Source organism: Massilia sp. BSC265, assembly GCF_000740675.1.
Lineage (GTDB): Bacteria > Pseudomonadota > Gammaproteobacteria > Burkholderiales > Burkholderiaceae_D > Telluria.
In genome coordinates this window covers 35,688-48,527 of sequence record NZ_JPXI01000019.1, presented here as the reverse complement: position 1 = coordinate 48,527, position 12,840 = coordinate 35,688, and the positions used below count along the sequence as shown (strand labels likewise).

Sequence of the window (12,840 nt, the reverse complement as noted above, 5' to 3'; positions counted from 1 at the left end):
GGGTGGGCAGGTTTCCTGCCCACGCGTTCAACCAGTCTATGAATTGCTGCAACGTCTGTTCAAACCGGATTTGAACGCGTGGGCGGCAAAGCCGCCCACCCTACGAAAACCAAGCGCGGCGAATCAGCTTGCGTAATGCGCCGCTTCCCCCGGCATCTCCGCATCGCGGCCGTGCGCGCGGTCCTGCATCGCTTCCACGTACCGGCGCAGGGCATCGTCCAGCGACGGCAGCATCAGCGCGCGCTCGCTCGACAGCGCACTGTACTCCGGCCGGCGCGCCACGTGGCCGCAGCTCTCGCTCGATACCACTTCCAGCTTGGCGTCATCCACCCCTGCCGCTTCGCAGGCGCGCTTGGCCAGCTCGGCCCAGCTCAAGGCCTCGGCATTGGTCAGGTGCCAGACCCCGCGCTCGCGGTCGATCAGCAGGTCGAGCGACACGTTGACCAGGTCCGGCACGTAGGTCGGCGACACCACCATGTCGCCGGCGGCCTGGAAGGGCTGCCCGGCTTCGAGCGCATTGAGCGCCAGCGTGACGAAGTTGTGCTGGTCCCATGGCCCGAAGAAGGCGCTGGTGCGGATCACCAGGGCCTGCGGGTCGGCGTCCAGCACGCGCTGCTCGGCTTCCGCCTTGCTGCGGCCGTAGACGCCGAGCGGATTGAGGACATCCGACTCGACATACGGCGTGCCCTTGGTGCCGTCGAACACCAGGTCGGTCGAGAAGGTCATGAAGCGCAGCTGGTGGCGGATGCAGGCCAGCGCCAGGATGGTCGGCCCCAGCGTGTTCTCGCGCATGCAGCGTTCAAGATCGCCCTCGGCCTCGTCCACGCGGACGTAGCCGCCCGCATTGATGATCGCCCACGGCTTGTAGCGCTGGATGGCCGCTTCGACCGAAGCCGGATCGGTGATGTCCATTTCCTGGCGCGTGAGCACGTGGAAGGCCAGGTTGCGGTTCTTGCAAATGCGGGCGTAGGCCGAACCCAGGGTGCCGGTGGCGCCGGTGATCAGGATCGGCTGCACCACGTTTGACTTGAACTGGCTGCGGATCGCGATGTCGGCCACCGCGGTGCTGGTCGCCACCGGCTTGCACAGGAAGCGGTCGGGGCGGCGCCACCAGCCTTCGCCCTGCAGCACCGGGTTGGACAGCGGGCGTCCGCTGGACAGCTCGCGCATCAGGGTGGCGACCGCCGTCGGGCGCGGCTCGCCGCCGCGCACGTCGAACGGACCGGGCTCGTAGTAGCCGCGGCATTCGGTGACCAGGCAGTTCCAGTCGTAGGAGCCGAGCAGGGCCCAGACCGTCACCGCGCGCACGTCGGCGCCCTGCTGGCGTGCGCTGCGCGCCGCATTCCAGATCTCGAGCAGCCAGCGCATCTGGTCTTCACGGTTGGCGTCGATGTGCGCTTCGGTGATGGCGATCGGCAGGCCGTAGCGTTCCCAGGTTTCCATCAGCAGCGGCGCGATGCCCGGCGTCGGCGTGGCCAGCGCGCGCGGCGTTTCGATGTCGGCGTGGCGGATGCCGCGGTAGGTGTGGCAGCGGTTTTCCGGATAGCGCTCCGGACGATGGTCGAGCCAGCGCTCGCTGGTGGCGTAGTAGTTGACGCCGATGATGTCGGGCGGGCAGGGATTGTCGCGGAACCAGAGCAGCTCTTCCGCGGTCGCGTCCGACTCGAGCAGGTAGTCCCACAGCGCGTGGTTCTGGTCGACTTTCCCGCACATCAGGTCCCAGCCCAGCCAGCGGCGCTCGTTGAAGAAGCCGACCAGCTCCTGCATCTCCGGCGTGCCGTAGGTCTTCGACAGGTCGTCGGTCGCCACCAGCTTGGCTCCGGGATTGACTTCGCGGATCGCACGCATCGCCAGCACGGTGGCGCGGCACTCGTTGATCAGGGCGCGCACGAAGGTGGTTTCGTCCATGCCGTGCGGGTACCAGACGCCTGCCAGGCCGGAAAAGCGCGCCGTGGTCAAGGGTTCGTTGACCGGGGTGTAGTACTCGGCCCAGGGGTAGCGACGCGCTACCGCGCCGGCGTACTCGGCGAGCTTTTCGGGGAAGGCGGGATCGACCAGGCTGGTGTCGCGTGGTCCGCTGCCATGGTGGAGGAGGCCGACAATGGGCGTGACGCCCAGTTGCTGCAGGGCCGGCAGGCGTTCGTCGGACCATGACCAGTCGGCAGACTCGACGCCATCGGGCGCGGTGCGCTCCCACAGCACCGGATAGCGGATGGCCTTGATACCCAGGGAAGCAAAACGGTCGATGTCCTGCAGGCGCTCTGCGTGGCCGTTGCGCTCCATCTGGCTGAAATAGTTGTCGCGCACACGGTTGACCGTGCATTCGAGCCCTCCCCAGAGCTCGAGTTCAGAGGTGTGGTCCGGCTGGTGATTCATCGGTGTGTTCATGTTCTGACCCGCTATTTTGTGAAGACAGGCTCCAGACTAATTGGCAGCTGCGACGGGTTGTGTGAAATAGCCCACATAAAAAGGATTTTTCGGACCAGTCCTACATTTGCGCGCATGTTCCTTTTTTCAGAGCCTAACTTCTGCTAACTAGAAATTTCTGTGGGAATCAAAACATGGCGGCGACCGGTGCGCCGCACAGGGGGCGGACCGGAGACAATGCATCCATACGGGAGGTGATGATGTATATGGTGTACTGGACAATCGTCGAGGCCGACAAATGCACGCCGCACCAGAAGCTGTTCGAGACGACGGCCATGGTGGATGCGATGCAGCACATCGAGGCGCTGCGCAAGCGCCAGCGCGAGGGGGAGGGCGTGCGCTTCATCACGATGGCGTCGGAGCATCCTGACCTGGTCGGCCATCCGGGCGTGGACGTGACGGGGCCGGAGTACAACTGGAAGAAGCGGCGCCGATGAGTTTCGTAGTTGTAGGGTGGGCGGGTCTCCCGCCCACGCGGTGATAGCTAGCGATTGATACGGTGCAGTGGTTCTGGCGGGCCTTGACCGCGTGGGCGGGGAAACCGCCCACCCTACAAAAGCCTGCTTTTCAGTATCTTCCCACTCGGCGCGGCCGGCAGCGCATCCATGAACACGATGCGCGACGGCCGTTTGTAGGGAGCCAGCCGCGCCCGCAGCCAGTCCTGCAGCGCCGCCTCGGCAAGCGCTCCCGTGGCTTCCACGAAGGCCACCACCTCCTCCTCGCCGCCGCCAACCGGCCGGCCAACCACCGCCGACTGCACGACGGCCGGGTGGCTGTTGAGCGCCGTTTCGACTTCCAGCGGATAGACATTGAAACCCGCGCGGATGATGAGCTCCTTCACGCGCCCGGCGATGAACAGCGCACCGTCCTCGTCCTGCGTCGCGAGGTCGCCCGTGGCCAGCCAGCCGCCGGGACGCAAGGCGGCGCCGGTTTGCACCGGGTCGCGGTAGTAGCCCGCCATCACGTTCGGCCCGCGCACCCAGAGCTCGCCCGTCGCGCCCACGATGCGCACCTCGACCCCGGGGATCGGATGGCCCACCGAGGTATCGCCGCGCGGGGCGTCCAGGCGGGTCTGGGACACGGTCGGGCCGCTCTCGGTGAGGCCGTAGCCGTTGTGCAGGGGCAGCCCGAATACCTGCTCGACCTCGCGCTTGAGCGCCGGGTCGAGCGGCGAGCCGCCGGCGTAGCAGAAGCGCAGGCGCGACGTGATCTGCTCACCCCTGGACAGCGCCAGCAGGCGCGCATACATGGCCGGCACGCCCTGCACGATGGTGAGCTTGCCTGCACGGATTTGCGCCAGCAGCGCCTCGGCGGAAAAACGCGGCGCCAGGTGCAGGCAGGCGCCGGCGTACAGGGTGCCGAGCATGACCGAGGCGAGGCCATAGACGTGCGAGATGGGCAGCACGCCGCTGGCATGGTCGGAGGGCTGCAAGCCGCGCAGGGTGCTCGAGGTGGCGGCGACGAACAGCAGGTTCGCATGGGTCAGCATGACGCCCTTGGGCTGGCCGGTGGTGCCGGTGGTGTAGACCAGCGCGGCGACCTGGGCGTCGTCGGGGCGTACCGGTTCCGGAACGGTGGCCGGGTCGAGCGGCCCGGCCATCACCTCGCCGACTACCGTGGCGCCGTCGCGCCGGGCATGGGCCAGCGCATCCGGTGATGCCGCCGTGGTGTAGAGGATCCGGCGCGGCGTGCTGTGCGCGCGGATCGCGCCCAGCTCGCCTTCGCTCAGGCGCGCGTTGACGTTCACGCCCCAGGCGTCCAGGCTGGCGATGGCAAACAGCAGGGCCACCTGGGCCATACAGTTTTCGCTCACCAGCATGACCCGGTCGCCGGGGCGCACGCCCAGTTCCCGCAAAAGGCCGGCATAGCGGCAGGTTTCGCGCTCCAGTTCGGCGTAGGTCCAGGCACGGTCGCCTTCGGCGAGCGCGGGCGCATCAGGGGCGCGCCGGGCGCCGCAGTGGAGGATGTCGGAGATGCGGGAGGGAAGGGTGGCGGGATCGATCATGGGCGGCTTTATACCCTTGCCGCGCACGCCAGGCAAGCGGCCCGCCACGCGCTCGCGGGGTTATACTAATTGCAACCGGCCGCAGACCGGGCAACAGATTCGGACCTCAACAGGGCTGTCACATGAACCACCCCATCATTCCGATCGCCCCCATTGGCAGCAGCGGGGGAGCCAGCCGCCAGCGCAAGCGCGAGGCGCCCAAGGGCCGCCAGGTCGATCCGCAAGCCCTGCGCGAGGTGCAGGCGCTACTTGGCAACATGCCGCGCCGCCGCGACTTGCTCATCGAATGCCTGCATCTGCTGCAGGACCGGTTGAAGGCGCTGCCGGCCGCCCACCTGGCCGCGCTGGCGCAGGAACTGCGCATGGCCCAGGCCGAAGTCTTCGAGGTCGCCACCTTCTACCACCATTTCGACGTGCTGCGCGACGGCGAGGCGGTCCCGCCCGCGCTGACGGTGCGCGTGTGCGACGGCCTGTCCTGCGCGATGGCAGGAAGCGCTCAGTTGCTTGAACGGCTGCCGGCACTGCTCGGTGCCGACGTGCGCGTGGTGCCGACGCCCTGCATCGGCCGCTGCGAGCAGGCGCCTGCAGCCGTGGTCGGCCAGCATCCTGTGCCGCATGCGACGCCGGAAGCCGTCCTGGCGAAAGTCGCGGCCGGCCAGGTCAGGCATGAACCGGAGTCCTACCTGACCTACGACGGCTATCGCGAACAGGGCGGCTACCGCCTGCTGGCCGACTGCATGGCGGCGCGGCGCGATGTCGAGGAAGTCATCCGCGAGATGGACACTTCGGGCCTGCGCGGCCTGGGCGGCGCGGGTTTCCCGGCCGGGCGCAAGTGGCGCCTCGTGCGCGAGCAGCCCGGCCCGCGCCTGATGGCCGTGAACCTCGACGAAGGCGAGCCCGGCACCTTCAAGGACAGGTTCTACCTCGAGCGCGATCCACACCGCTTCCTCGAAGGCATGCTGGTGGCGGCCTGGGCGACCGGCGTCGAGGCCGTCTACATCTACCTGCGCGACGAGTACCACGGCTGCCGCGCCATTCTCGACCTTGAGCTGAAACGCCTGTTCGCGGCGCCGCCCGGGGAGGGACTGCCCCAGGTATTCTTGCGGCGCGGCGCCGGCGCCTACCTTTGCGGCGAAGAGTCGGCCATGATCGAATCGATCGAAGGCAAGCGCGGCATGCCGCGCCTGCGCCCGCCCTACGTGGCGGAGCAGGGGCTGTTCAACCGGCCGACCCTGGTCCACAACTTCGAAACCCTGTACTGGGTGCGCAGCATCCTCGAGAATGGCGCGGCCTGGTTTTCGAATCAGGGCCGCAACGGACGGCAGGGACTGCGCTCGTTCTCGGTGTCCGGACGCGTGCGCGAGCCCGGCGTCAAGCTGGCACCGAGCGGCATCACGGTGCAGGAACTGATCGACGAATACTGCGGCGGCATGCAGGAAGGGCATACCCTCTATGCCTACCTGCCGGGTGGCGCTTCGGGCGGCATCCTGCCGGCCTCGATGAATGCGATCCCGCTCGACTTCGACACCCTGCAGCCCTACGGCTGCTTCATCGGCTCGGCGGCGGTGATCGTGCTGTCGCAGCACGACAGCGCGGTGGCCACGGCGCGCAAGCTGCTGGCCTTCTTCAAGTACGAATCCTGCGGCCAGTGCACGCCCTGCCGCAGCGGCACCGCCAAGGCGCTGGCCCTGATGGAACGGCCGCGCTGGGATACGCCCCTGCTGGGCGAGCTGTCGCAGGTGATGCGCGACGCCTCGATTTGCGGCCTGGGACAAGCGGCGCCGAATCCCTTCGACTGCGTGATCCGCTACTTTCCGCATGAACTGGAGGGCGCATGAACGCGAAGGATATCCGGCTGCCTACCGTGCGCTTCGAATTGAACGGCCGCGAGGTCGAGGCCTCGCCGCAGGAAACCCTGATCGAGGTTGCCGAGCGCGAAGGCATTGCGGTGCCGCGCCTGTGCCACAAGCCAGGATTGGCGCCCGTGGGCAACTGCCGATCCTGCATGGTGGAGATCGCCGGCGAGCGGGTGCTGGCGCCCTCGTGCTGCCGTTATCCGTCCTCCGGCATGAAGGTCGATACGGCCAGCCCGCGCGCGGTCGCGGCGCAGAAGATGGTGCTGGAACTGCTGCTCTCCGATATCGGCGACCCCGGTGGCAAGCCCGGCTACGTGCCGGACAACGAAGTGAGCCGATGGGCGCGGCAACTGGGCGTGACCGAGGCCCGTTTCCCGCGCCGGGAGCAGCCGGCGCAGGATTTGTCGCATCCGGCCATCGCCGTCAACCTGGATGCCTGCATCCAGTGCACGCGCTGCCTGCGTGCGTGCCGCGACGAGCAGGTCAACGACGTGATCGGGCTGGCCTGGCGCGGCGAAAGCGCGAAGATCGTGTTCGACCAGGACGATGCGCTCGGCGCCTCCACCTGCGTCTCCTGCGGCGAATGCGTGCAGGCCTGCCCGACCGGGGCGCTGGCGCCGGCACTGGCACCAAATGCGGCAGCACTGGTCCAGCCCGACAAGGTGGTCGATTCGGTCTGCCCCTACTGCGGCGTCGGCTGCCAGCTGAGCTACAAGGTGAAGGACAAGCGCATCGTCGAGGTGAAGGGACGCGACGGCCCGGCCAACCACGAACGCCTGTGCGTCAAGGGCCGCTTCGGTTTCGACTACGCCCACCATCCGCAGCGCCTCACGACGCCGCTGATCCGGCGCGAGGGCATGCCGAAAGACCCGGAAGCGCCGATGGACCCGTCGCGTGTGATGGAGGTCTTCCGCGAAGCGAGCTGGGAAGAAGCGCTGGCGCTTGCCGCCGGCACGCTGGCGCGCATCCGCAACCAGGACGGTGGCCGCGCCCTGGCCGGCTTCGGGTCGGCCAAGTGCAGCAACGAGGAAGCCTACCTGTTCCAGAAGCTGGTGCGCACCGGCTTTGGCAGCAACAACGTCGACCACTGCACCCGGCTGTGCCACGCGTCCTCGGTGGCGGCGCTGCTGGAAGGGATCGGCTCGGGCGCCGTGTCGAACCCGGTGATGGACGTGACCAAGGCCGAGGTGGTGCTGATAATCGGCGCCAACCCGACCGTCAACCATCCGGTGGCAGCGACCTGGATGAAGAACGCGGCAAAGGCCGGCACCCGCCTGATCGTGTGCGACCCGCGCCGTCCGGAGCTGGCGCGCCACGCGCACCGCTTCCTCCAGTTCAAGCCGGATACCGACGTGGCCCTGCTCAACGCGATGATGCACGTGATCGTCACCGAGGACCTGGTCGATCATGACTTCATCGCGAGCCGCACGGTTGGCTATGAAGACCTGGCAGAGAACGTCGCGAACTACAGCCCGGAGGCGATGGCCCCGGTCTGCGGCATCGATGCCGACACCATCCGCTACGTGGCGCGGCTGTATGCGACGTCGAAAGCCTCGATGATCCTCTGGGGCATGGGTGTGTCGCAGCACGTGCATGGCACCGACAATGCGCGCTGCCTGATCGCGCTGGCCTTGATGACGGGCCAGATCGGGCGCCCCGGCACCGGCCTGCATCCGCTGCGCGGCCAGAACAACGTGCAGGGCGCGTCCGACGCCGGCCTGATCCCGATGATGCTGCCGGATTACGGGCGCGTGGACAATGCCGCGGTCCGCGCCCGGTTCGAGGCAGCCTGGGGTGCCACGCTCGACCCGCAGCCGGGCCTGACCGTGGTCGAGGTCATGGATGCGATCGGGCAGGGCAGGGTGAAAGGTATGTATATCCTGGGCGAGAACCCGGCCATGTCCGACCCCGACGCCAACCATGCCCGCGCCGCGCTGGCCGCACTCGACCACCTGGTGGTGCAGGACATCTTCCTGACCGAGACCGCCTACCTGGCCGACGTCGTGCTGCCGGCCAGCGCCTTCCCGGAAAAGACCGGCAGCTTCACCAACACCGACCGCCTGGTGCAGCTGGGCCGGCAGGCGATCGACCCGCCGGGCGAGGCGCGCCAGGACCTGTGGATCATCCAGGAGATGGCACGCCACCTCGGCCTAGGATGGGAGTACGGCGCGCAATACGAGAGCGTGGCCGAGGTCTTCGACGAAATGCGCCGCCTGATGCCGAGCATTGCCGGCATCACCTGGGAGCGCCTGCAGCAGGATGGCGCGGTGACCTATCCCTGCCGCCTCGAAGGCGACCCGGGCCAGCCGGTGGTCTTCGAAGACCGCTTCCCGCGCGAGGGTGGCCGCGCCCGTTTCGTCCCGGCCGACCTCATCCCCGCGGACGAGCGGCCGGACGCCGATTACCCGATGGTGCTCATCACCGGCCGCCAGCTCGAGCACTGGCATACCGGCAGCATGACCCGCCGCACCGCGGTGCTGGACGCGCTCGAGCCCGATCCGGTGGCGCTGGTGCACCCGCAAGACCTGGCGCGCATGAAAGTGCGGCCGGGCGAGCCGATCACCATTGCCTCGCGGCGCGGCGAAGTGGTCTTGTATGCGCGTGCCGACGACAGTTCGCCGCCGGGGGCCGTGTTCGTGCCCTTCTGTTATTACGAAGCGGCGATCAACCGCCTGACCAACCCGGCGCTCGATCCGTTCGGCAAGATCCCGGAATTCAAGTATTGCGCCGTACGGGTGACACCGGGCGGGACCGTGGCACCGCAGGGCTCCTACGGTGGCGGCCTGGTTTTGTCAGGCGTGGCACAATTGGCAACATGAATTGCCCCGATTTATTCCCCGCCACCGAGCGCTACCGCCCCGCCCTGTCCGAGGCGCATGCCAGCCTGACGCAGGAGGTCACGGCGATGGACGAGCGCGGCCGCCGCTCCTCGATCGCGATTCCCGCCGAGCGCCCGTTGACGGTCTACGTGGACAAGCGGGAAATCGTCACCCTGATGACCCTGGGCGGAGCACCCGAGGCACTGACGCTCGGTTACCTGCGCAACCAGCGCCTGGTGCGCTCGCTCGAAGACATCGTCTCGATCCAGGTCGACTGGGCGGTCGATGCGGTGGCGGTCGTTACCCGCCATGGCATCGCGGACGTCGAGGAACGCACCGCGAAGAAGGTCGTCACCACCGGCTGCGGACAGGGCTCGGTGTTCGGCGGCCTGATGGACGAGGTCGACAGGATCACGCTGCCGCAGGATGCGCGCCTGCCGCAGTCGGTCGTGTACCGCATCGTCGAGCTGATTCGCACCCAGCAGTCGGTGTACAAGCAGGCCGGCTCGGTGCACGGCTGCGCGCTGTTCTCGCACCAGGGCGAACTGCTGTATTTTGTGGAGGACGTCGGCCGCCACAACGCGGTGGACGCCATCGCCGGCCTGATGTGGCTCGACGGAGTGGAGGGCGGGGACAAGGTGTTCTACACGACCGGGCGCCTGACCTCCGAAATGGTCATCAAGGGCGCCCAGATGGGCATCCCCTTCCTGCTGTCGCGTTCCGGCACCACCCAGATGGGCCATATGGTGGCGCAGCAGGTCGGCATGTCGCTGCTGGCGCGCTGCTCGGGCAAGCACTTCCTGCTGCTGGCCGGGCACGAGCGCCTCGTGTACGAGCCCGATCTGCTCGAAGCTCTGAACGCTCCCTTCCATAGCCCACGGCCGGCCTGATGTCCCTGCTGGACGCAACGATGCACGCCTTCGCGCTGCTGTTCAGCGGCGACGAGGCGCTGTGGCGCATCGTCTGGGTCTCGCTCAAGACCAGCATCCTGGGGCTGCTGCTGGCGGCCCCGCCGGCGGTCTTCCTCGGCTACGTCATCGCCATGCACCGTTTCCCGGGACGGCGCATCGCGATCTGGCTGGCCCAGGCCGCGCTGTCGCTGCCCACCGTGCTGATCGGCCTGCTTCTTTACCTGCTGCTGTCGCGGCGCGGGCCGATGGGCGGCCTGGCGTGGCTGTTCACCCAGGAGGGCGTGATCCTCGGCCAGATGGTGATCGGCCTGCCGGTACTGCTGGCCTTTACGCTGGCGGCGGTGCAGGCGGCCGATCCGCGCTATGCCGAGACCGCGGTTGCCCACGGGGCCTCGCGCCTGCGCGTGATGCTGACCGTGCTGCACGAAGCGCGCTACGGCGTGATGGCGGCCGTCATCAGCGGCTTCGGGCGTGTGATCTCGGAAGTCGGCTGCGCGCTGATGGTGGGCGGCAACATCGAAGGGCAGACGCGCACCATCACCACCGCCATCGCGCTGGAAACCAGCAAGGGGGAGTTCGCGCAAGGGATCGCGCTGGGCATCGTGCTGGTGTCGCTGGCGCTCCTGATGAACGGTGCGCTGGTGCTGCTGCAGGGCGAGGCCCATACGGCGGGAGGACGCTGGTGAGTACCTTGATCAGCTTGCATGGCCTGCGCAAGCGCCACGGCGAACGCACGCTGTTCGAGATCGATACGCTGTCGATCGATTCCGCCACGGCCTACGTGCTGACCGGTGTGAACGGGGCCGGCAAGTCGACCCTGCTGCGCACGCTCGCCGGCCTGGAACGCTGCGATGCCTGCACCGTCCAATTCGACGGCCGGCACATGCCACTGCATCCGTATCCACCGGCGCTGCGCCGCGCCATCGTCTTCGTGCACCAGCACCCGATCATGTTCTCGACCAGCGTCGCCCACAACATCGCCTACGGCCTGCTGGCGCGCGGCGACAGCCGCCGCAGCGTGGCGCCCGCGGTCGAGGAAGCGATGGCATGGGCCGGCGTGGCCCACCTGCGCGACACCGATCCGGCCCGCCTGTCCGGCGGCGAAAAGCAGCGCGTGGCCCTGGCTCGGGCCAGAGTCCTGCAGCCGCGCCTGCTGCTGCTCGACGAACCCACGGCCAACCTCGACGGTCCCGCACGCGAGCAGGTCATGGCCCTGATTCCCACCATGCTGGATGCAGGCAGCAGCGTGGTGATGGCCTGCCACGACCGCGACCTGATCGGCCTGCCCGGCATCCATCGCCTGAAGCTGCGCGACGGCCGCCTCGAATACCGATGACATCCAGGAGATAAGGAGAGCCGCATGCAACGCCGACCGTTCACGACCCTGCTGTTGAGTGTCGTCCTGACTACGCCGCTGGCGCAGGCACAGGGCACGATCCGCCTGTCCACCACCACCAGCACCGAGAATTCCGGCCTGCTCAAGGTGCTGTTGCCGGCTTTCGAGGCGAAAACGGGGACGAAGGTGCACGTGATCTCGGTCGGCACCGGCAAGGCGCTCGAACTGGGCAAGAACGGCGACGTCGACGTCACCCTGGTGCATGCGCGCACGCTGGAAGACAAGTTCGTGGCCGAGGGATGGGGCGTGGACCGGCGCGACGTGATGTACAACGACTTCATTGTCGTCGGCCCGACCAATGACCCGGCGCGCGTCAAGGGCGGCAAGGACGTGATCGTGGCTTTCCAGAAGATCGCCGCGAGCAGCAGCAAGTTCATCTCGCGCGGCGACAATTCCGGCACCGACGTGATGGAGAGGGGTTACTGGCAGCAGGCGGGAACGAAGCCGGCGGGGAGCAACTACGTGTCGGCGGGCCTCGGCATGGGCGAGGTGCTGAACATGGCGGCCGAGATGCGCGCCTATACGCTGACCGACCGCGCCACCTATGGCGCCTACCGCGCCAGGACCGGCCTGGCCGTGCTGGTCGAGGGCGACAAGCGCATGTTCAACCCCTACGGGATCATCGCAGTCAACCCGGCCAGGCACAAGGGCGTGAACTACAAGGGCGCGAAGCAGCTGATCGACTGGATCACCTCCCTGGAAGGGCAGGCGAGGATCGCGGCATTCAAGCCGGAAGGCGAGCAGCTATTTTTCCCATCAGCGCGCTGATTCGCCAAGGACCTGCCTGAGCGCGGCTTCCATCGTCTCGTAGGGCACCGCGCCGCGCACCCCGAAAGCCTGCTCCCAGCCGGCGCCTGCCGGCCGGAAGACCATGATCGGCACGCCGGCGACGCCGAGCGAGTACGCCAGCTGCTGGTCGGCGTACACCGCGGCGGTATGGCGGCCGCTCTCCAGGGCATCGAGCAGGCCCTGGCGTTCGACACCGCTGTCGACGGCGATATCCGCGAGCACATCGGGATCGCCGATATCGCGGCCGTTTTCGAAGAAGGCACGGAACAGTGCCTCGTGCATGGCGTCGAAACGTCCCTGTTCGCGCGCATGCGCAACCGCTTCGAAAGCCAGCCGGCTGCGCGGCTGCACCGGCGGCAGCCGCAAGGTCATGCCGCGCTCGGCCGCCATCGGATACACCGAGCGGTTCCAGGTCGTGTGCAGGTAGTCGCCGTCCGGGTCGAGTGTCGGCTTCGGATCCGGGCGCAGCTCGAAGGCGCGCCACATCACCGCGACTTGCCCGGCGTACTGCTCCTGAAGGCGCCGGATCGGCGGCAGTTCGAGGTAGCAGAACGGGCAGACGTAATCGCTCCAGACGTCGATGCGGATGGGGACAGGTGAGTTCATGGCCCCCATGCTACACCCCGGCCGGCCGGGA

10 protein-coding genes are annotated in these 12,840 nt (G+C 67.9%); 7 read left to right on the top strand and 3 right to left on the bottom strand.

Translation table 11 applies throughout. From position 1 onward, the window contains the following. Positions 1-123: 123 nt before the first annotated feature. Positions 124-2,388 (bottom strand): family 1 glycosylhydrolase, encoded by a 2,265-nt coding sequence (locus MA09_RS03175; protein ID WP_200883023.1) that lies wholly within the window; start codon positions 2,386-2,388, stop codon positions 124-126. Between the two features lie 245 nt (positions 2,389-2,633). Between MA09_RS03175 and MA09_RS03170 the strand changes: the two genes are divergently transcribed. Next, on the top strand, positions 2,634-2,864 hold the full coding sequence (locus tag MA09_RS03170; RefSeq protein WP_229440534.1) for a hypothetical protein: 231 nt from the start codon (positions 2,634-2,636) through the stop codon (positions 2,862-2,864). Positions 2,865-2,977: 113 nt separating this feature from the next. Here the strand turns inward: MA09_RS03170 and MA09_RS03165 are convergent, their stop codons facing one another. After that, entirely contained in the window at positions 2,978-4,432 is a 1,455-nt protein-coding gene (locus tag MA09_RS03165) for a class I adenylate-forming enzyme family protein (protein ID WP_036245427.1), read from the bottom strand. Positions 4,433-4,554: 122 nt separating this feature from the next. Here MA09_RS03165 and MA09_RS03160 point away from each other — a divergent pair, with 122 nt between their 5' ends. From MA09_RS03160 to MA09_RS03135, 6 genes are read left to right on the top strand one after another with little or no spacing between them, the layout of a single operon-like run. Continuing rightward, entirely contained in the window at positions 4,555-6,270 is a 1,716-nt protein-coding gene (locus MA09_RS03160) for an NAD(P)H-dependent oxidoreductase subunit E (protein WP_036245425.1), read from the top strand. Beyond that, positions 6,267-9,107, top strand: a complete 2,841-nt coding sequence (fdhF, locus tag MA09_RS03155) for a formate dehydrogenase subunit alpha (RefSeq protein WP_036245423.1) — start codon at positions 6,267-6,269, stop codon at positions 9,105-9,107. The genes MA09_RS03160 and fdhF overlap by 4 nt, the downstream gene beginning before the upstream one ends. After that, positions 9,104-9,997 (top strand): formate dehydrogenase accessory sulfurtransferase FdhD, encoded by an 894-nt coding sequence (locus tag MA09_RS03150; RefSeq protein WP_051933120.1) that lies wholly within the window; start codon positions 9,104-9,106, stop codon positions 9,995-9,997. Before fdhF ends, MA09_RS03150 begins: the two co-directional genes overlap by 4 nt. Then, positions 9,997-10,704 carry an ABC transporter permease gene (locus tag MA09_RS03145; RefSeq protein WP_036245419.1) on the top strand — a complete coding sequence of 236 codons (708 nt, stop codon included), beginning with the start codon at positions 9,997-9,999 and terminating at the stop codon, positions 10,702-10,704. Before MA09_RS03150 ends, MA09_RS03145 begins: the two co-directional genes overlap by 1 nt. Then, positions 10,701-11,354, top strand: a complete 654-nt coding sequence (locus tag MA09_RS03140) for an energy-coupling factor ABC transporter ATP-binding protein (RefSeq protein ID WP_036245418.1) — start codon at positions 10,701-10,703, stop codon at positions 11,352-11,354. The genes MA09_RS03145 and MA09_RS03140 overlap by 4 nt, the downstream gene beginning before the upstream one ends. A gap of 24 nt (positions 11,355-11,378) precedes the next feature. Then, a complete protein-coding gene (locus MA09_RS03135; protein ID WP_036245416.1) occupies positions 11,379-12,182 on the top strand; it encodes a substrate-binding domain-containing protein in 804 nt (267 codons plus the stop codon). Here MA09_RS03135 and MA09_RS03130 read toward each other — a convergent pair. Beyond that, positions 12,171-12,809, bottom strand: a complete 639-nt coding sequence (locus tag MA09_RS03130; protein ID WP_036245501.1) for a DsbA family protein — start codon at positions 12,807-12,809, stop codon at positions 12,171-12,173. The genes MA09_RS03135 and MA09_RS03130 overlap by 12 nt on opposite strands. Positions 12,810-12,840: the final 31 nt, after the last annotated feature.